The sequence below is a fragment of the Pseudomonas sp. GM30 genome (assembly GCF_000282275.2).
Taxonomy (GTDB): Bacteria; Pseudomonadota; Gammaproteobacteria; order Pseudomonadales; family Pseudomonadaceae; genus Aquipseudomonas.
This window is the reverse complement of sequence record NZ_AKJP02000031.1, coordinates 16,337-34,572: the sequence shown is the minus strand read 5'-3', so window position 1 is coordinate 34,572 and position 18,236 is coordinate 16,337. Positions and strand designations below refer to the sequence as shown.

Below are 18,236 nucleotides of genomic sequence, written 5' to 3'. Positions count from 1 at the left end.
TATTCACGTACATATCCAGGGTTGACGATCATGAACCGGCAGCTCAGTCTGCCGGTTCTCTTTTTTGTCGCGGGGGTGGTGAATGCCTTTCTTCACGGTTGACGGACAAGCGCTGCATTACATTGACCAAGGCACCGGCCCGGCCGTGCTGCTGGCCGGCAGTTACCTGTGGGACACGGCCATGTGGGCGCCGCAGATCGCTGCATTGTCGCCGCACTATCGGGTGATTGCGCTGGACCTGTGGGGCCATGGCGAATCCGGGCGCTTGCCGCAGGGCACCACCTCGCTGGATGACATCGCGCGGCAGGTCGAGGCCTTGCTCGATCATCTGCAGATCGAACGGGTCACGCTGGTGGGCCTGTCGGTCGGCGGCATGTGGGGCGTGCGTCTGGCGTTGTCGGCACCGCAGCGGATCAACGGTCTGGTGCTGCTCGACACCTACGTCGGCGTCGAGCCTGAGCCAACCCGTCAGTACTATTTCTCGCTGTTCAGGCAGATCGAGGAAAGCGGCGAGATTTCCGAACAATTGCTCGACATCGTGGTACCGATCTTCTTCCGCCCGGGCATCGATCCGCAGTCGGCGCTGTATAAGGACTTCCGCGCCAAACTCGCGGCGTACACCGCGGATCGCCTGCGCGAAAGCATCGTGCCAATGGGGCGCATCACCTTCAGTCGTGATGATCTGTTACCGCGTCTGCGCGAGTTGAATGCCGCAACCACCCTGTTGCTGTGCGGCGATCAGGACAAACCGCGACCGCCGTCGGAAGCACAGGAAATGGCTGAGTTGATCGGTTGCCCGTGGGTGCTGGTGCCGGAGGCGGGGCATATTTCCAGCCTGGAGAATCCGCAGTTTGTGAATGAGGTGTTGTTTACTTTTTTGGCTGAGCGCAACCGTTAAACCGTGTCATCGTTCTTTTCGCGAGCAAGCCCGCTCCCACAGTGACCGCGGTGACCCTGTGGGAGCGGGCTTGCTCGCGAAGAGGCCCGATCAGGCAATAAAGAAGCCGGACTCACTTTGGCCCGAGAATCTTCGCCAGTTTCTCCGGTGAAGGCGCCCCTTGCTGCTGTTGCAGCTCCCCCTTGTCATCCATGTAGAAAATCGCCGGTGTCGCCTGCAGTTCCAGGTCTTCCATCAACTGCATGTTGGTGGCCAGTTTGGTCTGCACCGCTTTTGGAATGTCTTTCAATGGCTTGAGGGTGCTGGCCTTGCCGGCTTTCTCGTGGTCTTCCAGGGCCTTGGCCGGATCTTTCGCCGCCATCAACGCCGCGGATTTCGCCGGGCTGTCTTCGCGGATGATCCCGACCATGATGTGCCGCAGCTGCACCTTGCCGGCCTTGACCCATGGCCGCGCCTGTTCCCAGAACATGTTGCAGTACGGGCAGTTCGGATCGCTGAACAGGTACACGGTACGCGGCGCATCCTTGTTGCCGTCCTGAATCCAGTTGCTGGCTTCGAACTTGCCCCAGATTTCCTTGGCCATCGGCGCATAGACCAGTTTCTGCAACGGCTCGCTGCTCAGATCCTTGCCGTCGGCGTCGTACAGATTGCCGAGCAGCACGTGTTTCCCGTCCGGCGTCAGGTACAACGCCATGCCACGGTTCTGGTACTGCGCCGCATAACCACGCAAGCCGTCCGGGGCGTCGAACTGGCCGACGATTTTTGCGCCCTTGGCTTCGATCTGCTTGATCGCGGCGGGCAATTCTTCGGCGGCCTGCACCGACGGCAGGTGCAGCAGGGCAGTGCCCAGAGTCAGCGTCAGCAGGTGGCGGAGGCGGGGCATGGCAGTTTCCTTGCAGAGGTGGCCGGTGCGGCGGTTGGATTCGGGATGTCGAAATTTTCCAGGGCGCGGGCCAGGCTGGCGTTCGACAGTTCGCCCAGATGACTGCTCAGCAAGCGACCGTCAGGGCTATAGAACAGCGTAGTCGGCAACGCCATGGAGCCCACGGCCTGACCCAGTCGACCGCTGCGGTCGAACAGCACGTTGTTCAGGCTCAGACCCTGGGTTTCCAGGAAGGTGGCAACGCTTTGCATGCTTTCGGCCTGATTGACGAACAGAAAGGTCAGGTCCGGGCGTTGTTGCTGAGCGTTTTCCAGCACCGGCATCTCGCGCCGGCACGGCGGGCACCAGGTCGCCCACAGGTTGATCACCAATGGACCGCCCTGATAGTCGCTGAGCTGGATGGTCTCGCCGGCGGCGTTGCGCAGGGTGATTTCCGGCAGGCGCGTGCCTTGTTCGTAGATGTTCAGCGACAGGGTCGCCAACAGCCAGAACAGCACACCGCTGGCCACGCCAAAACCCAATGGCCGACGCAGGCCGGGGCGGCGCCAGCCACGATAGAGAGCGGCGAGCAGCAGCACGATCACCCCCGGCCAGGCGAGGAAACCGCCGTCGCGCAGGTCGATGATCTGCCACGGATCGTTACGATAGTGACCCCAATACAGGGCGACAAACGCCACGCGTGCCGCGAGCATGCCCAGCAAAAACAGGCTGAACAGCGCTGACTCGGGATTATCGCCACCACGCTTGGCCACCCGCCAGCCGACAAAGGTCGCCAGCGCCAGGGCACTGATCAGCAGCAGGTGGTTAAGCGCGATGGCAAAGGTGCCGAGGGTGAACGTCAGCATTTAATTGGCGTCTCGGGTAGTGGCCCAGCGTTGCAGGAACGTCTCGGCATCCACCTCACCGGTGATGCGCTGGCTACGTCGTTCTTCGCCGTCGGTGCCGATCCAGACAAAACTTGGTGGCCCAGGGACTTTGTAGCGGCCGAGCAGCTCGCGGCTGGCGGCGTTGTCAGCAGTGACATCGAGGCGCAGCAGGCGCACGTCGCTCAGCGCCTGCATGACCTTGTCCTTGCCGAACACCTGTTTTTCCATGACTTTGCACGACACGCACCAGTCGGCGTAGTAATCGAGCAGCACCCACTGGCCCTGAGCCTTGGCGCTATCCAGTTCGCGCTGCAGGGCTGCCGGATCCTTGATCGTGGTGAACGCGTAATGCCCGCTCGGTGTGGCGCTGGCGACGCGGCCGGCGCTGTACACCTGCAGTGGCTGATACGGGTCGTCGCTGCCACCGGCGGCACCGATCAGCAACAAGCTGCCCCACAGACCGAGCAACAGCGAACTGGCGCCGAACAACTGGGCGACGCGGCCGAAACCTTCCGATTGCTTCCACGCACAAAACGCAGCGATCAGCAGCAGCGCGCCACATAGGCCTAGCCACAGCGACGAGTCCAGCACCGGGCGCAGCATCAGCAGCGCGGTCGCGAGGAACAGGAAACCGAAGATGCCCTTGAGCAGGTTCATCCACGCGCCAGGCTTTGGCAGGAAGCGATTGCCGACGGTCACCAACAGCAACAGCGGCACCCCGATACCGATGCCCAACGCAAACAGAATCAATCCACCGTGCAGCGCATTGCCGCTCTGCGCGATGTACAGCAAAGCGCCGGCCAGTGGCGCGGTCATGCACGGGCCGACCAGCAGACCGGACAACGCACCGAGCACCCCGGCACCGATCAGGCTGCCACCGCTGCGACTGCGCGAGGCGTGCTCGAGACGATCACGCAAGGCCACCGGCAATTGCAATTCGAAGAAGCCGAACATTGGCAGTGCCAGCACCACGAACACTGCAGCGAAGGCACCGAGCAGCCATGGATTTTGCAGCCATGCCTGCAGGTTGGCGCCGAGCAGCGCGGCGATTACCCCCATGGCCGCATACACCAGCGCCATGCAGATCACATAGCTGCTGGCCAGGGCGAACCCACGGCGCGGGGTGGCACCACTGCCGACAATCATGCCCGCCAGAATCGGCAGCATCGGCAACGAACACGGGGTAAATGCCAGCAACAGGCCGAGGCCGAAGAACACCAGCAGGCTCCAGCCCAGCGCCCGTTGTTGCAGGCTGCTCGCCAAGGCCTGGTCCGGCGCTTCGGCACTGGATGTTGGCGTTGCTTGACCACCCAGATCGATGACCCGGGTCTGCGGCGGGTAACACAGGCCGGCATCGGCGCAGCCCTGATAACTGACCTTGATCTGACCGCTGGCCGAGGCCGGGACTTTCACCTCCAGCCCTTGGCGATACACCGGTTGTTCACCGAAGAATTCGTCACTGTGCGACTCGCCCTTGGGCAACGCCGGCTGCTGCTCTGCCGTCAAACCGTCGAATTTCAGGCGTTTCTGGTACAGGTAATAGCCGTCGGTGATTTGCCAGAACAGCTGGGTTTCCCCGGACTCAAGGCGTTCGGAGGTGAGCACGAAGGCTTTGTCGACCGGCAGAAACTCCGGTTTGGTCTCGAATGGGTTGTTTCCCGCCTGGGCCAGGCCGGAGATCAGCAGTGCAAACAAAAGAAAAAAATGACGCATGGAGGAGCCTTGTCCCTGTGCAAGTGTGGGCACAATGGTGGATGGCGATTAACCGATGATTAACCGTCACGCCCTTGTCGCTGTGGCGTTGGGCGCCATAATGTCAGCTTAATCGGCCAACGGCCTAATCGGCTTTTTTCTACGGGACGGATCATGCACGTACTGGTTTGCGAAGACGATGAACTGATCGCCAGCGGTATCGTTGCCGGTCTCACGGCGCAGGGCCTGACGGTCGAGCACGTCAACACCGCCTCGAAAGCACGGGCGATGCTCAAGGTCGCCGAATTCGACGTGATGGTGCTCGATCTCGGCCTGCCTGACGAAGATGGCCTCAAGTTGCTGCAACAACTGCGTCAGCAGGGCCTGGAAATTCCGGTGCTGATCCTGACCGCACGCGATTCGGTGACCGACCGGGTCGATGGCTTGCAGGCCGGGGCCGATGACTATCTGCTTAAACCGTTCGATCTGCGTGAGCTGTTCGCCCGTCTGCAAACTCTATTGCGCCGGGTCGCCGGACGCAGCGTCAACCTGATCGAACACGGCGCGCTGACCTACGACCCGAGCAGCCGTGAAACGACTCTGGCCGGGCAACCGGTGGACCTGTCGCGGCGCGAGCAGTCGCTGTTGCAGGCGCTGTTGCACAATCGTGGCCGGGTGCTGTCCACCGAGCAGTTGAAGGACAGCGTCTACGGCTTCAACGACGAGTTGGAGAGCAACGCGCTGAACGTGCATATCCATCACCTGCGCAGCAAACTCGGCAAGGGCATCGTTGAAACCGTGCGCGGTCTGGGCTATCGCCTCGGGCCGGCCGATGGTGGAGAACAACAGAAATGATGAGTCTGCGTCTGCGCCTGAGTCTGACCCTCGGCGCCGCGTTCGCCCTGATCTGGGCGCTGGCTGCGGCGTGGATGCTCAGCGACTTGCGCAATCAGATGATGTTTTCCCTCGACCAGCGGCTGGTGGCTTCGGCGCGCATGGTCGCCGGGCTGCTGGAGCAACTGCCAGCGTTGCCGAGCAAGGGCGAGGGCACCCATTTCAGCGCCGAACAATTGAACATTCCCGGTGGCATGGCCTGTCAGGTCAGCTCGTTGCGCGGGGAAATCCTGGCCCGCAGCCACAGCAGCCCCGAGCAAACCCTGGAAGCGGAAAAAATGGGCTTCCATGACCAGATGATCGATGGCGCGCCGTGGCGCAGTTTTACGCTCGCGCGAGGCGATGTGCGGATCACCACTGCCGACCGGCAGATCGAGCGCGAAGCGCTGAACATGTCAATCCTGCTGGCGGCTTCGGTGCCGGTTGGCGTGGCGTTGCTCGGTTGCCTGTGCCTGTTGTGGCTGGGCATCGGCCAGGGGCTGGCGCCGCTCAATCGCCTGCGCGAAGCCTTGATGCGGCGTAACGCCGACTCGCTTGAGCCATTGCAGTTGCAGGCGTTTCCCAGTGAATTGAAACCGTTGCTCGATACGCAGAACCAGCTGTTCCAGCGCATCGGCAAGACCATCGAACGCGAGCGTCGCCTGACCGGTGACGCCGCCCACGAACTGCGCAGCCCGCTGACCGCGATCAAGACCCACCTGCAAGTGGCGCGGATGACCGAAGGCAGTGCCCGCGATCAGTCGCTGGCCCGGGCCGAGGAGGGCGCCGACCGCATGCACCGCACCCTGGAGCAACTGCTGTTGCTGGCGCGGGTCGAGGGCAGTCTTTCGTTCGACGACGGCGTGCAATGCAGCGCCGAGCAGGTGGCGAAACTGGCGATGCAGGATGCGGCCGGTGGTGAACGCCAGCGCATCAGGTTGCAATTGCCCAAGCAGCTCTCCAGTGCGCCCGTGCAAATGCCGGCGGTGCTGTCGATTGCCGCGTTGCGCAATCTGCTCGACAACGCCCTGCGCCATACCCCGGCAGACGCCGAGGTGGAGCTGAGTCTGGAAACCGTCGGCCAGCGCGCCCGCTTTGTGGTGCGCGACCACGGCCCGGGGATTGCGGCGCAAGATCTGCAGCACCTGACCCAACGCTTCTGGCGCAACGGCCAGAGCACCGGCTGCGGACTGGGCCTGGCGATTGTGCAAGCCATCGTCCAGCGCTGCGCTTGCACCCTGCATTTCGACAGCCGGCCGGATGGGCTGCGCGTCGAGCTGACCATGCCGCTGCAATCCATCTGAAAATACCACCCCCTGTAGGAGCTGCCGCAGGCTGCGATCTTTTGATTTTGTTTTTCAAGATCAAGATCAAAAGATCGTCCGAACGCGGCCCGAACCTGCGGCAGCTCCTACAGGAGATTTGTGTAGGTCCACATCAAATGTAACGTCTGTGCGTTGGTGCTTTGGCGATTGCGGCGTTAAGGTCGGGGCTGCTCTGACTCAATGGATTGAGGGAACGTGCCATGGAAGCATCGATTTGCATCTGCCCGGCGAAACCCGCCGACGCCGGCCTCATCAGTCGCATCATCGAGCGATCGATTCGCGTCGGTTGTGCGCTCGATCATCGCAACGATCCGCAGCAGGTCAGCCACTGGATCGGCCGGCAATCTGCCGACGTCATCAGCGCGCACCTTGCCGATGCGCATTGCTACCTGAATATCGCCTTGTTGCAGGACAAACCGGTGGGTGTCGGCATGGCCACGACCAGCGGCGACATCGGCTTTTGCCATGTGCAGCCGGAATGGTTTCGCCGTGGCGCAGGACGCGCCCTGATGACTGACCTGGAAGGCTGGCTGCGGATTCGTGGTGTGGCGCAGGCGTGCATCGCCAGCACCCGTAGCGGCGCGGCCTTTTATCGACATCTGGGCTACCGCGAGTTGGCGCCGGCCTTCAGCGATCAAGGCTTGCACCGTGTTGCGCTGCACAAGCCATTGGTGGTGCCCGACTGACAACTCGATCAGGGGGCTAAATCCTCGCCCCGCTTAAGCGTTTCCAGAACAGGAAAACCTGCATGTGCGCCCCGCGACCGGAACGCGCACCTGTGCGGTGTGCTGTTTTGGTCACTATCCATAGCGTATTGAGGGGTCGAGAGATGTCAGTCGCCACCAGCCTTATCGAAGAGTCGTCGGCCCGGATCACCTCCGCGCCGGCGGAAACCCTGTATCAGTTCAACGAATCACCACTGCTGGCCCGGCAGAGCCAGCAGGAATCCAACGCCCGCAGCTACCCGCGACGCATTCCGCTGGCACTCAAGCGCGCCAAGGGCCTGTACGTCGAAGATGTCGAAGGTCGGACCTTCATCGATTGCCTGGCCGGTGCCGGCACGTTGGCTTTGGGCCACAACCACCCGGTGGTGATCGAGGCTATTCAGCAAGTGCTGACGGATGAGTTGCCGCTGCACACCCTCGACCTGACCACGCCGGTCAAGGATCAGTTTGTCCAGGACCTGTTCGGTTTGCTCCCGCCAGCACTGGCGGCCGAAGCGAAAATCCAGTTCTGTGGCCCGACCGGCACCGATGCGGTGGAAGCCGCGCTGAAACTGGTACGCACCGCCACCGGGCGCAGCACCGTGCTGTCGTTCTCCGGCGGTTATCACGGCATGAGCCAGGGTGCGTTGAGCCTGATGGGCAGCCTGGGGCCGAAAAAGCCGCTGGGCGCCTTGCTCAGCAACGGTGTGCAATTCATGCCGTTCCCTTACGACTACCGTTGCCCGTTCGGCCTCGGTGGCGCGGCCGGTGTGAAAGCCAACCTGAGTTATCTGGAAAACCTGCTCAACGATCCTGAAGCCGGCGTGCAATTGCCGGCAGCGGTGATTGTCGAAGCGGTGCAGGGCGAGGGCGGGGTGATTCCGGCCGACGTCGAGTGGCTGCGCGGCTTGCGTCGGATCACCGAGAAGGCCGGTGTGGCGCTGATTGTCGACGAGATCCAGAGCGGTTTCGCCCGCACCGGCAAGATGTTTGCCTTCGAACACGCCGATATCGTCCCGGACGTGGTGGTGCTGTCCAAAGCCATCGGCGGCAGCCTGCCACTGGCGGTGGTGGTCTATCGCGACTGGCTCGACACCTGGCAACCGGGTGCCCACGCCGGCACCTTCCGTGGCAATCAGATGGCGATGGCTGCCGGTTCCGCGGTGATGCGCTATCTGCTTGAGCACAAGGTCTGCGAACACGCTGCGTCGATGGGCGAACGCCTGAGCGAACACCTGCGCATCCTGCAACGCGACTTCCCGCAACTGGGCGACATTCGTGGTCGTGGCTTGATGCTCGGCGTCGAACTGGTTGACCCGAACGGCGCGCCGGATGCGCTCGGTCACCCACCCGCGTTCGCCCGTCTGGCACCGCTGGTGCAGCGCGAATGCCTCAAGCGCGGACTGATTCTCGAACTGGGCGGCCGGCATGGCGCGGTGGTGCGCTTCCTGCCGCCGCTGGTGATCACCGCCGCCGAAATCGACCGCGTTGCCGAGATCTTCGGCCGGGCCTTGGCCGCCGCTACCGCCGCCGAGTAAATTTTTCGCAGCGCCGAACGTTCTTTCTACATACCCGGCTGTACCCCGTGTGCAGCCCACCCTTACAACGATGGAGAACCAGCATGACGTCAGTATTCGACCGCGAGGACATCCTCTTTCAGGTCGTGGTCAACCACGAAGAGCAATACTCGATCTGGCCGGATTACAAAGCCGTGCCGGAGGGCTGGCGCACCGTGGGCAAGAGCGGCCTGAAGAAGGAATGCCTGGCCTATATCGAAGAAGTCTGGACCGACATGCGTCCGCTGAGCCTGCGCCAGAAGATGGAAGGGCAGGCGGCTGCTCAGTAATCTGCCAGGCAAAAACAAACCCGCTGAACTGGTGACAGTCAGCGGGTTTTTTCATGGCTGGCATTTGTGTTGACTGGCAGTGCCTCATCGCGAGCAGGCTCACTCCTACATTTGAAATGTAGTCCCCTGTAGGAGTGAGCCTGCTCGCGATGAACGATAACGCGGTGTAACTGAAGCTACGCCCCGCTCAACCCCTTGAGCAACAAATCGACATTCCCCTCCAGCTCCGCCACCGGATCTTCGGCATCGGTGCTCAACACCAGCAGTCGACTCCCCGATTCGGCAATCGCCGCTTTCACCGCTTCCGACGGCTGACGATGATGCAGCACCAGCGCCACATCGTTGTCCTTGAGCGTCGCTGTGAGCTTCTTCAAGTCTTCGGTAGTCCACTCGGCATCCGGCCGTGGATCCTGGCCGATCAGCTCCAGATTCAGGCTGCCGATCAGGTAACCGAAGTGATCGCTGAGGCTCATCACACTCAGGTTGTCGGCTTCGGCCAGGCGCGCTTCGCTGTCGGCGCTGAGTTTGAGCAGGCGCTGTTTCAACGCTGCCAGATTGGCCTCGATCTTCGGTTTGGCCGACGGCGCCAGGCGCACCAGGTCCGCCGCCATCACGTCAGCCATCCGTCCCATGTTGTTGCCCGCCAGCCACGGCTGACTGTTCAAGCCATCGACCTTCAATCCCGGCTGCACGGCAATCCCTGGCAGGGCGCCATCCACCGGGCGCGCCGCGTCGACTTCGACAATGCGAATGTTGCTGCGCCGCGCGATCGGGTACAGCGGATCATCGGCCCACAGCGAGCGCACGCCGATCACCGCGTCGGCATTGCTCGCCAGTTTGCCCAGCGCCGGCGCGCCGCGACCGGTGAAGTACGCGGTCTGACGGCTGCCCGGCAGATTGGCCGGGGCCGCACGCTCCAGGCTGACATCGGTGCCTTTGAGCAGCACTTCACCCAGACCGTAGGTGATGGGCAACGAGGCCAGTACGCGAAGTGGTTGAGGGTTTTCAGCCGCCAGCAACGGGCTGCCGACCACGCCGCACAGGGCCATGGCCAGGGTCAGTTTTCGCAGTGAGAAAGTCATTTATCCAAGGTTCCCTTTCAGACTCGGGACAACCCCGCGCGCGATGGCGGCGAGGGCGAAGGCGATGCCGGCGACCAGGATGATCGCGGCGCCGGAAGGGATCGGCAGATCGAAGACGATCGGCGCGAGAATCCCGCACAGCGTGCTGACGGTGGCAATCAGCACCGAACACCAGAAGAAGCCCTTGAGCGACTGGCTGAGCAACCGCGCGGCCGCCGCCGGAATCACCAGCAACGCGCCGACCAGAATCGCGCCGATGACCTTCACCGCCGCGACGGTGATCAGCGTCACTAGAATCACGAACAGATAATCCAGAGTCTTCACCGCGACGCCGCGCACCGCCGCCAGTTGCGGGTTGAAACTGGCGAGCATGATCCGGTTGTACAGCGGCAGCGCCAGGGCCATGACCAGCGAACCGACGATGGCCAGCACCAGCAGGTCGTTGCCATTGACGGTGAGCACCGAACCGAACAGCACGTTCTCCAGAATGTGCACGTTGATCTTGCCGGCCAGAATCAACAGCAGGCTCGCGCCAAGCGCCAGTGACACCGAGAGAAACACGCCGATCAGGGTGTCGGGCGCCAGGCCGGTGCGGTTGCGCAGGTAGTTGAGCAGGATGCCGAACAACAGGCAGTAACCGAACAGGCTGCCGTACGGCCCGGTGTAGGGTTCGCCGAGCAGAATGCCGATGGCCACGCCGGTCAGCGCCGCGTGCCCGACCGCTTCGGAGAAGAACGCAAAGCGCTTGACCACCACCAGCGTGCCGAGGCCGCCGAGCACCGGGCCGATCAACAGGCCGGCGAGCAATGCGTTGACCACAAAGCCGTAGGCCAGCGCCTCCGGCAGGTAACCGGACGACGCCCAGCCCTGAACCATCAAACGAAAGGCTTCGTAACTCATCAGACCGCGCTCCGTGGATGGGTGGAAAACAGACTCAGCAGCCGATCCGGGGTCAGCGCCTGTTGCGGCGTGGCGTCGAACAGCACGCGGCGGTTGAGGCCGGTGACCCGATCGGCCAGACGCTTGACCGCTTCCAGATCGTGCTCGATCCACAGCACCGTGATGCCGGCGGCGCGCCAGTCGCCGAGCAGGCGTTCGAACACCTGGATCCCGGCTTCGTCGAGGGCTGACATCGGCTCATCCAGCACCAGCAATTGCGGGGCCGGGATCAAGCTTTGAGCGAGCAACACGCGCTGCCGTTCGCCACCGGATAGCGCGCCCATGCGCCGCCTGCGTTTGTCCTGCATGCCGACCCGTTCCAGCGCCTCGCCGATGGCGTTGGCGTAATGCTTGCTCAGTCCGAGAAACGCCGGGCGGCGCTGACACATGGCGGCCATGAAATCGTCGACGGTCATCGGCAGGCCGCGATCGAACTCCAGCGCCTGCGGCACGTAGCCGATGGTGCCGGGTTGGCCGGGCCAGTGCAGGCTCAGTTGACCCTGATGCGGCATTTGCCCGAGCAAGGTCTTGATCAGCGAACTCTTGCCGCCGCCGTTGGGGCCGACCAGGGCGTGCACGTCGCCGGGCTGGACCTGGAAGGTGACGTTGTCGAGGATAGTCGTGCGTCCGAGCGTCAGAGAGACTTGCGCAAAATCCAGAGTCGGCCCCAATCCTTGTGGGAGCGAGCTTGCTCGCGAATGCGGTGTGTCATTCGATAAAGATGTTGGCTGACCCGGCGCTTTCGCGAGCAAGCTCGCTCCCACAGGGGATGGCGGGGTGTCAGAGAGGGTGTCTTTTGCTGTCATGCCCCGGACTCCTGAATCGCCCGCACCACGGTGTCGAGGTTGCCGGTCATCTTGTGGGAGCGAGCTTGCTCGCGAATGCGGTGTGTCATTCGATAAAGATGTTGGCTGACCCGGCGCCTTCGCGAGCAAGCTCGCTCCCACAGGGGATGGCGGGGTGTCAGAGAGGGTTTCTTTTGCTGTCATGCCCCGGACTCCTGAATCGCCCGCACCACGGTGTCGAGGTTGCCGGTCATTTCCTTTTCGTACTTGTCGGCGCTGTATTCGCCATAGGAAATGTGCGACAGCGGGTACAACTTCACCCCGGACTCACGCTGGATGGTTTCGACGTAGGTGGAAGGGAAATCCATCTCCGAGAAAATCACCTTCACGTCGAGCTCGCGCAGTTGGTCGATGGTCTTTTTCAACTGGCTCGGGCTCGGTTCGATGCCGTGGGCCGGCTCGACCACGGCCGTCACTTCCAGGCCGAATTCGCGCAGCAAGTAGTCGTAGGCCGCATGCACAGTGGCAACACGCAATTCGGCGTTAGGTGCCTGGGTCAGTTTCGCCAGAGCATCGGCGCGCATCTGCCGCAGGCGTTTGCCGTAGGCGCGGGCGTTCTGGGTGTAGGTCTTGGCGTTGTCCGGGTCGAGCTTGCCCAGCTCGCGAGCGATGTTGTTGACCTGAGCAATCGAGGCGCTGATCGACAGGAAGGTGTGCGGGTTGACCACTTTGCCGGCGCCGCGCGCAGCGGTACCGGTGGCGGCCAGCAGCGGCACGTTTTCGTTGGCTTCGATGGTCTTGATGTTCGGCGTTTCGCTGGCGGCGATCATGCGGTCGGCGAAGTCGTCATGGCCGACCCCGTTGAGCACGATCACATCCAGCCCGCTGATGCGCTTGATGTCTTCGGCGCGTGGCTCGTAGGCATGCGGGTTGAAACCGGCGGGAATCAGCGGCACCACCTCGGCCTTGTCGCCGACGATATTCGCCACATAGCTGTAATACGGATGCAGGGTGATGCCGATGCGCAGGCGTTTGCCCGGATCGGCGCTGGCCAGCGGGCTCAGCAGGCACGCGCACAGGCCTAACAGCAGGGTGCGCAGGAGGGGACGGCGAGTCAGGGAAATAAGCATGGGCAAGCGGTCTTCTCTCGGGTGAAGGCGAAGGTTCAGTGGCGATGCTCGCGGGTCACGCCGGCATCGAACTGCGCGACGATCTGTTTCCAGCCAGCGGCGGACAGCGCGGCATCGGTCAGTTCGGCGGGCGTCCGCAGTTCGGCGGCGCGGTTCAGCCAGATGTCCGGCGCGGCAGTGGCGTCGGCACTCAGCCGCATCACGAACGAACCGGCAACGGCGGGCGCCTGGCTGTGGCCGAAATAGGCCGTGTCCGCCAGCAATTGCCAGGCGTGACCGCCACGGCTGATCGAGCTGGCGTCCTGGGCGAACGGGGCGAAACCTTCTTCAGCCAGGGTCTGTGGTGTCGGCAGGCTTTGCTGTTCCTCACGCAGCAGACGGATTTCGTCGAGGGTCACCCGCAGGTCGGCGTAGATGCCTTGCTCGGCAGCGCTGAGATCGCGCCGTGCATCGAGCTGATGACTGGCGACCGGTTCCGGTTCATGGGACACCCCGCGCCAGGCTACCACCGAGCCGGCGACCGCGAGGATCAGCAAGCACAACAGCAGAACGTTAAGGGTTTCATGCCCGGCACCGGCCGGGCGGACGACTTGGGTGGTGGGCGTGCTCATGGGGCCTCGATGTCGGCTTGGTCGATTTCCACAACGTGGCCGGGGCCGGCGTCGAACAGCACATAAAACTCGGCCGCCGGTTTCTTGAACGTCACGGTCGAGTCGGCGCCGAGCTTGCCCGGCAGCAGAATGGTTTCGTCGTAACCGATCACATCGAGGGTCACCCCCGGCGCGCCGCTGCCGTCGGAGAAGCCGCCGGTGCATTTGATCTGCTCGGCGTCGACGGCCTTGCATTCGCACATCGGGTTATGGGCCAGGGCGCCGGCGCTGAAACCTGCGCACAGCATCAGCAACGCGGCGCGCAACCGCAGGCGGGAAGGGCGTTGAACGCGGTTCATGGTTTGGCTCCTTGTTGGTTCAGCCAGGCGAGGGTCGCGGGGGAGGCCTGGCTCAGGGGAATCGAGGCTTGGTGCATGCTGCCGTCCCAGCCTTCCATGGTGATCCACAGTTCGGCATCGGCCTTGGTCTTTTCCGCCACCGGCAATTGCGCGCCCATGCGATACGGCGTGCCGAAGAAAATCACCCCGGCGGCGCGCAGGCTGCGCGGTTTGCCGATGCGCAGGTAGGTGGCCTTGACCTGTTCGACACAGGCATCGCAGAGGGCGGCATTGAAGTCCTTCATGTAACCGGCGGGGCCGCTCAGGCGCGGTGCTTCGTTGCGCAGTTCGGCCAGGCGCAGGCTCCACGGGCCGACCTGGATCTCGCCGACCTCATGCTCACCAAGGCCGACGTCACCGCGAAACAGCGCGGCATCGGCGAAATACTTGGGCATGAAGCCCAACGGAATCAGCAGCAACAGGACGTTCAGATGAAAGCGCCATTTGTGCCAGAAGCGGCGCAGGGCGGACGGTTGGGCAGTGCGGTTGGACGGGCTCACAGGCTGACCTCCGCCGGTTCACGGCTGACGCGTGGGCTGCGGGCCTTTTTATTCTCGCGCTTGAGCGCGTTGGCGGTGGCCAGCGCGGTGCGCTTGGTCCAGATCAACAGGCCGCTGAGGACCATCATGCTCAGCAGCAGGCCGAAGAAGAACCAGATCAGTTTGATCCACAGACCGCCGAAATCACCGGTGTGCAGCGGGCGCATCGACTCGGTGACGAACTCCAGCGAGGAACGGTCAGTCAGCAGTCGGGTGGCGGCCATCTCACCGTTGTACGGATTCAGTGTGGCGGTCTGGAACATCAGCGGATACCAGCCGCGCCCGCCAACACTGAGGTGGCTGTAGGCATTGCCCGGCAGGCTGACGAAGCTGACTTCCAGCCCGGGGATGTGCTGTTCGGCGATTTTTACCGCGCGATCAAGGCTGATCCGTGGGGGAGGACTGGCGTCGCTCGACATCGGTACGCTTTCCCGGGACATGGCGGGAATGATCGGCTCGCTGCTGATGGACACCTGGTTGTCGGCCAGAATGGCCTGAATCAGAAACCAGGTGCCGGTGATCGAGATCACCGCGATGAACCAGATCGACCAGATGCCGCTCAGTCGATGGAAATCGCCCCAGAAGATCCGCGCGCCGTGGCGAAAACGCAGGGTGGGTTTGAAGAAGCCTTTCCAGAAGCGCTTGTACACCACCAGCCCGGTGACCAGCGAAGCGAGCATCGGCAGGCCGAGGAACGACACCAGGTACCAGCCCCAGCTGAAACCGTTGGTGAACGGCACCAGCCACCAGCCGTGCAGGGCACGGGTGAACGCCTTGAAGTTGAAGTCCGGCGCCGGGCCTTGAATCACCCCTGTGTAAGGGTTGACGTAGACCGTCTGCGAGCGGCCGTCGGGGTAGCTGACCTCGACATCGAGGGCGAAGTGCGACTCGTCGGGACGGCTGATGCTTTCCACCAGCGTCTGCGGTTCAGCCTGTTTGATCGCGGCCAGCACTTGATCGTAACTGAGCCGCGGTGCGTCATCCGACGGCTGACTGGCGCGCATTTGCGGGTTGGCCAGCCAGACGATTTCCTGGCTGACCACCGCCAGCGTGCCGGTGACACAGACGATCAGGACAAAAAACCAGATCGGCAGCGCGAGCCAGCTATGCACCAGGAACCACAGTTTGGAACGGGATTTCTTCGACATGATTGCGCGTCTTGATTTCGATGAAGGGCACGCGGCTACGGGCTTCGCAGCGCGGGTGTCCGCAAAAGGCGCGGTCGTGGCTGTTGCCTGTGCGAACGGCCTGCATCTTTATAGGACGGATGAGCCGGACAAATCCCGAAAGGTGATATGAAAGCAAATGTTTCGCAATTCCCCCAGTCACCACCAACCCCTGTGGGAGCGAGCTTGCTCGCGAATGCGGTAGATCATTCAACATTGATGTCGACTGACACGACGCCTTCGCGAGTAAGCCCGCTCCCACAGGGGCGTCGGTGATCAGCCAATTAAACACGATTCATAAATGCTGCTCTCACTGCCTGGCAATTGATGCGATCAAGGCGCTCCCTATGATGGAAAACAGCGCATTCCCTTAGTGAGCACCCTGATGAGCCCCAGAACCCTCTACGACAAACACATCGATTCGCACACCGTGTGCCGCCTCGACGATCAGGGCCACGTGCTGCTGTATATCGATCGCCAGGTGATCAACGAATACACCAGCCCGCAGGCGTTCAGCGGTCTGCGCGCCGCCGGACGCAAGGTCTGGCGGCCGGGTACGGCGTTGGCGGTGGTCGATCACGTCAACCCGACCACCCCAAAACGGGTGGCGGCGATGCCTGATGCCGGCGGTGCGCGGCAGGTGTCGTATCTGGCGGAGAACTGCCGGGATTTCGGCATCGAACTGCTGGATATTCTCGATAAACGTCAGGGCATCGAGCATGTGATCGCTCCGGAGCAGGGCTTCATTCTGCCGGGCATGGTCATCGCTGCCGGTGACAGCCACACCACCACGTACGGTGCGCTGGGGGCGTTCGGATTTGGCATTGGCACCTCGGAAATCGAGCACCTGCTGGCCTCGCAAACGCTGGTCTACAAGCGCCTGAAAAGCCTGCGCGTGACGGTGGATGGCGAGCTGGCGCCGGGGCTGACGTCGAAGGACGTGATCATGGCGCTGATCGGCCGCATCGGTGCGTCGGGCGCCACTGGTTATGCGATCGAGTTCTGCGGATCGACCATCGATGCGCTAAGCGTCGAAGCGCGCATGACCATATGCAACATGGCCGTGGAGGCCGGCGCACGCGGTGCGTTCATGGCACCGGACGAAAAAGTCTTCGCCTATCTCAAGGGCAAACCCCGGGTGCCACAAGGTGAGTTGTGGGAGCGCGGCGTGGCAAAGTGGCGTGAACTGCGCAGCGATTCCGGGGCGGTGTTCGACCGCGAAATTCACCTCGACGCCAGTCTGCTGGAACCGATGGTCACCTGGGGCACCAGCCCCGATCAGGCGGCGCCGATCAGTGCGCAGGTGCCGGACCCGCAAAGTATCGACGATCCGATCCTGCGACAGGACATGCGCCGCGCCCTGCATTACATGGGGCTGGAGGCGGGCATGGCGTTGCGCGATATCGTCATCAGTCATGCCTTTATCGGCTCCTGCACCAACGCGCGGATCGAGGATCTGCGTGACGCCGCCAGCGTGGTGCGCGGTCGGCAGGTGGCCGGGCATGTGCGGGCGATGATCGTGCCCGGCTCTAGCGAAGTGCGCGCTCAGGCCGAGGCCGAAGGGCTGGCGCAGATCTTTATCGAGGCCGGTTTCGAATGGCGTCAGTCCGGCTGCTCGATGTGCCTGGCGATGAACGATGACGTGCTAGCGTCAGGCGACCGCTGCGCTTCCAGCACCAATCGCAATTTCGAAGGCCGCCAAGGCGCCGGAGCGCGCACTCATCTGATGAGCCCGGCGATGGTGGCTGCCGCCGCGATCAGTGGCCACCTGACCGACATCCGCCACTTTGGAGAACGTCCATGAGTCTGCAACCCTTCTCGCAAGTCAACGGCCAGGCCGCGCCGCTGCTCGCGGCCAACGTCGATACCGACGTGATCATGCCCAAGCAATTCCTCAAGGGCATCGACCGTCAGGGCCTGGATCGTGGGCTGTTTTTCGATCTGCGCTTTCTCGCCGACGGTACGCCCAACCCGGAATTCGTGCTGAACCAGCCAGCCTGGCAGGGCGCAAGTTTTCTGGTGGTCGGGGCGAATTTCGGCTGTGGTTCCAGCCGCGAACATGCGGTGTGGGGGCTGCAGCAAATGGGCATTCGCGCGCTGATCGGCAGCAGTTTTGCCGGAATTTTCTACGACAACTGCCAGCGCAACGGGGTGTTGCTGATTACCCTCGACGAGGCGCAGGTGGAGCGCATCGGCCGGTTGGTGAGTCAGCCTGAAACGGCCCGGATCAATGTGGATCTGGAGGCGCAGCAGATTCGTCTGGCGGACGGTGAAATTGTGGATTTTCAGATTGATGGCTTGCGCAAGACCGCACTGTTGCTGGGGCTGGATGCGATTGGCAGTACCTTGCAGCGGCGCGAGCAGATCGAGGCGTTCGAACGCGAACACCTGGCGGCCAACCCATGGCTGGCCTGACACACGTCTAACTCTGTGGGAGCTGGCTTGCCAGCGATGAGGCCAGCACATCCAGCATTTATGTCGGCTGGGCTGACGCCTTCGCTGGCAAGCCAGCTCCCACAA

The 18,236-nt window shown here is 62.8% G+C and carries 19 protein-coding genes; 8 read left to right on the top strand and 11 right to left on the bottom strand.

Annotated elements, in window-relative coordinates; genetic code table 11:
• Window positions 1-82: 82 nt before the first annotated feature.
• Entirely contained in the window at window positions 83-898 is an 816-nt protein-coding gene (locus tag PMI25_RS25220; protein ID WP_007969060.1) for an alpha/beta fold hydrolase, read from the top strand.
• Window positions 899-1,010: 112 nt separating this feature from the next.
• Here PMI25_RS25220 and dsbG read toward each other — a convergent pair whose 3' ends face one another.
• Genes dsbG through dsbD form a run of 3 tightly spaced genes read right to left on the bottom strand, consistent with a single transcriptional unit; the run spans window position 1,011 to window position 4,360 of the window.
• Window positions 1,011-1,781, bottom strand: a complete 771-nt coding sequence (dsbG, locus tag PMI25_RS25215; RefSeq protein ID WP_007969059.1) for a thiol:disulfide interchange protein DsbG — start codon at window positions 1,779-1,781, stop codon at window positions 1,011-1,013.
• Window positions 1,757-2,626 (bottom strand): TlpA disulfide reductase family protein, encoded by an 870-nt coding sequence (locus PMI25_RS25210; protein ID WP_003226672.1) that lies wholly within the window; start codon window positions 2,624-2,626, stop codon window positions 1,757-1,759. Before PMI25_RS25210 ends, dsbG begins: the two co-directional genes overlap by 25 nt.
• Complete coding sequence (gene dsbD, locus PMI25_RS25205) at window positions 2,627-4,360, bottom strand: protein-disulfide reductase DsbD (protein ID WP_007969058.1); 1,734 nt, start codon at window positions 4,358-4,360, stop codon at window positions 2,627-2,629.
• A gap of 153 nt (window positions 4,361-4,513) precedes the next feature.
• Between dsbD and PMI25_RS25200 the strand changes: the two genes are divergently transcribed.
• From PMI25_RS25200 to PMI25_RS25180, 5 genes are all read left to right on the top strand, one after another.
• Window positions 4,514-5,194: a response regulator gene (locus PMI25_RS25200; protein WP_007969056.1), complete on the top strand. Its 681-nt coding sequence runs from the start codon at window positions 4,514-4,516 to the stop codon at window positions 5,192-5,194.
• Window positions 5,191-6,516, top strand: a complete 1,326-nt coding sequence (locus PMI25_RS25195) for an ATP-binding protein (protein ID WP_007969055.1) — start codon at window positions 5,191-5,193, stop codon at window positions 6,514-6,516. Before PMI25_RS25200 ends, PMI25_RS25195 begins: the two co-directional genes overlap by 4 nt.
• Before the next feature lie 221 nt (window positions 6,517-6,737).
• Entirely contained in the window at window positions 6,738-7,223 is a 486-nt protein-coding gene (locus PMI25_RS25190; protein WP_007965482.1) for a GNAT family N-acetyltransferase, read from the top strand.
• 143 nt (window positions 7,224-7,366) lie between these two features.
• On the top strand, window positions 7,367-8,779 hold the full coding sequence (locus tag PMI25_RS25185; RefSeq protein ID WP_007965480.1) for an aspartate aminotransferase family protein: 1,413 nt from the start codon (window positions 7,367-7,369) through the stop codon (window positions 8,777-8,779).
• Between the two features lie 83 nt (window positions 8,780-8,862).
• Window positions 8,863-9,087, top strand: coding sequence for an MbtH family protein (locus PMI25_RS25180; protein WP_003226665.1), 225 nt, complete (start codon window positions 8,863-8,865; stop codon window positions 9,085-9,087).
• A gap of 176 nt (window positions 9,088-9,263) precedes the next feature.
• On the opposite strand, the gene PMI25_RS25175 is transcribed toward PMI25_RS25180, so the two are convergent.
• The 8 genes from PMI25_RS25175 to PMI25_RS25140 all read right to left on the bottom strand — a co-directional run bounded on the left by PMI25_RS25175 (window position 9,264) and on the right by PMI25_RS25140 (window position 15,698).
• Entirely contained in the window at window positions 9,264-10,169 is a 906-nt protein-coding gene (locus PMI25_RS25175; RefSeq protein ID WP_007965477.1) for a metal ABC transporter substrate-binding protein, read from the bottom strand.
• Window positions 10,170-11,069 carry a metal ABC transporter permease gene (locus PMI25_RS25170; protein ID WP_003226663.1) on the bottom strand — a complete coding sequence of 300 codons (900 nt, stop codon included), beginning with the start codon at window positions 11,067-11,069 and terminating at the stop codon, window positions 10,170-10,172.
• Window positions 11,069-11,914 carry a metal ABC transporter ATP-binding protein gene (locus PMI25_RS25165; protein ID WP_024164497.1) on the bottom strand — a complete coding sequence of 282 codons (846 nt, stop codon included), beginning with the start codon at window positions 11,912-11,914 and terminating at the stop codon, window positions 11,069-11,071. Before PMI25_RS25165 ends, PMI25_RS25170 begins: the two co-directional genes overlap by 1 nt.
• Window positions 11,915-12,093: 179 nt before the next feature.
• The gene (locus PMI25_RS25160; RefSeq protein WP_007965475.1) at window positions 12,094-13,023 is read right to left on the bottom strand and encodes a metal ABC transporter substrate-binding protein; all 930 of its coding nucleotides are present in this window, start codon (window positions 13,021-13,023) and stop codon (window positions 12,094-12,096) included.
• A gap of 35 nt (window positions 13,024-13,058) precedes the next feature.
• Complete coding sequence (locus PMI25_RS25155; protein ID WP_007965474.1) at window positions 13,059-13,634, bottom strand: DUF6162 family protein; 576 nt, start codon at window positions 13,632-13,634, stop codon at window positions 13,059-13,061.
• Window positions 13,631-13,972: a hypothetical protein gene (locus PMI25_RS25150; RefSeq protein WP_007965473.1), complete on the bottom strand. Its 342-nt coding sequence runs from the start codon at window positions 13,970-13,972 to the stop codon at window positions 13,631-13,633. Before PMI25_RS25150 ends, PMI25_RS25155 begins: the two co-directional genes overlap by 4 nt.
• Window positions 13,969-14,511 (bottom strand): hypothetical protein, encoded by a 543-nt coding sequence (locus tag PMI25_RS25145; protein ID WP_007965472.1) that lies wholly within the window; start codon window positions 14,509-14,511, stop codon window positions 13,969-13,971. The genes PMI25_RS25150 and PMI25_RS25145 overlap by 4 nt, the downstream gene beginning before the upstream one ends.
• Complete coding sequence (locus PMI25_RS25140; protein ID WP_007965471.1) at window positions 14,508-15,698, bottom strand: PepSY-associated TM helix domain-containing protein; 1,191 nt, start codon at window positions 15,696-15,698, stop codon at window positions 14,508-14,510. Before PMI25_RS25140 ends, PMI25_RS25145 begins: the two co-directional genes overlap by 4 nt.
• Before the next feature lie 403 nt (window positions 15,699-16,101).
• On the opposite strand from PMI25_RS25140, the gene leuC reads away from it, so the two are divergent.
• Both leuC and leuD read left to right on the top strand, forming a co-directional pair.
• The gene (leuC, locus tag PMI25_RS25135; protein WP_007965470.1) at window positions 16,102-17,520 is read left to right on the top strand and encodes a 3-isopropylmalate dehydratase large subunit; all 1,419 of its coding nucleotides are present in this window, start codon (window positions 16,102-16,104) and stop codon (window positions 17,518-17,520) included.
• Window positions 17,517-18,131 (top strand): 3-isopropylmalate dehydratase small subunit, encoded by a 615-nt coding sequence (leuD, locus tag PMI25_RS25130; protein WP_007965468.1) that lies wholly within the window; start codon window positions 17,517-17,519, stop codon window positions 18,129-18,131. Before leuC ends, leuD begins: the two co-directional genes overlap by 4 nt.
• Window positions 18,132-18,236: the final 105 nt, after the last annotated feature.

What these genes read in the sequence shown, in the direction of transcription:
- PMI25_RS25220 (WP_007969060.1), top strand. Translation starts at nt 83, where the DNA reads ATGCCTTTCTTCACGGTTGACGGACAAGCGCTGCATTACATTGACCAA.
- dsbG (WP_007969059.1), bottom strand. Translation starts at nt 1,781, where the DNA reads ATGCCCCGCCTCCGCCACCTGCTGACGCTGACTCTGGGCACTGCCCTG.
- PMI25_RS25210 (WP_003226672.1), bottom strand. Translation starts at nt 2,626, where the DNA reads ATGCTGACGTTCACCCTCGGCACCTTTGCCATCGCGCTTAACCACCTG.
- dsbD (WP_007969058.1), bottom strand. Translation starts at nt 4,360, where the DNA reads ATGCGTCATTTTTTTCTTTTGTTTGCACTGCTGATCTCCGGCCTGGCC.
- PMI25_RS25200 (WP_007969056.1), top strand. Translation starts at nt 4,514, where the DNA reads ATGCACGTACTGGTTTGCGAAGACGATGAACTGATCGCCAGCGGTATC.
- PMI25_RS25195 (WP_007969055.1), top strand. Translation starts at nt 5,191, where the DNA reads ATGATGAGTCTGCGTCTGCGCCTGAGTCTGACCCTCGGCGCCGCGTTC.
- PMI25_RS25190 (WP_007965482.1), top strand. Translation starts at nt 6,738, where the DNA reads ATGGAAGCATCGATTTGCATCTGCCCGGCGAAACCCGCCGACGCCGGC.
- PMI25_RS25185 (WP_007965480.1), top strand. Translation starts at nt 7,367, where the DNA reads ATGTCAGTCGCCACCAGCCTTATCGAAGAGTCGTCGGCCCGGATCACC.
- PMI25_RS25180 (WP_003226665.1), top strand. Translation starts at nt 8,863, where the DNA reads ATGACGTCAGTATTCGACCGCGAGGACATCCTCTTTCAGGTCGTGGTC.
- PMI25_RS25175 (WP_007965477.1), bottom strand. Translation starts at nt 10,169, where the DNA reads ATGACTTTCTCACTGCGAAAACTGACCCTGGCCATGGCCCTGTGCGGC.
- PMI25_RS25170 (WP_003226663.1), bottom strand. Translation starts at nt 11,069, where the DNA reads ATGAGTTACGAAGCCTTTCGTTTGATGGTTCAGGGCTGGGCGTCGTCC.
- PMI25_RS25165 (WP_024164497.1), bottom strand. Translation starts at nt 11,914, where the DNA reads ATGACAGCAAAAGACACCCTCTCTGACACCCCGCCATCCCCTGTGGGA.
- PMI25_RS25160 (WP_007965475.1), bottom strand. Translation starts at nt 13,023, where the DNA reads ATGCTTATTTCCCTGACTCGCCGTCCCCTCCTGCGCACCCTGCTGTTA.
- PMI25_RS25155 (WP_007965474.1), bottom strand. Translation starts at nt 13,634, where the DNA reads ATGAGCACGCCCACCACCCAAGTCGTCCGCCCGGCCGGTGCCGGGCAT.
- PMI25_RS25150 (WP_007965473.1), bottom strand. Translation starts at nt 13,972, where the DNA reads ATGAACCGCGTTCAACGCCCTTCCCGCCTGCGGTTGCGCGCCGCGTTG.
- PMI25_RS25140 (WP_007965471.1), bottom strand. Translation starts at nt 15,698, where the DNA reads ATGTCGAAGAAATCCCGTTCCAAACTGTGGTTCCTGGTGCATAGCTGG.
- leuC (WP_007965470.1), top strand. Translation starts at nt 16,102, where the DNA reads ATGAGCCCCAGAACCCTCTACGACAAACACATCGATTCGCACACCGTG.
- leuD (WP_007965468.1), top strand. Translation starts at nt 17,517, where the DNA reads ATGAGTCTGCAACCCTTCTCGCAAGTCAACGGCCAGGCCGCGCCGCTG.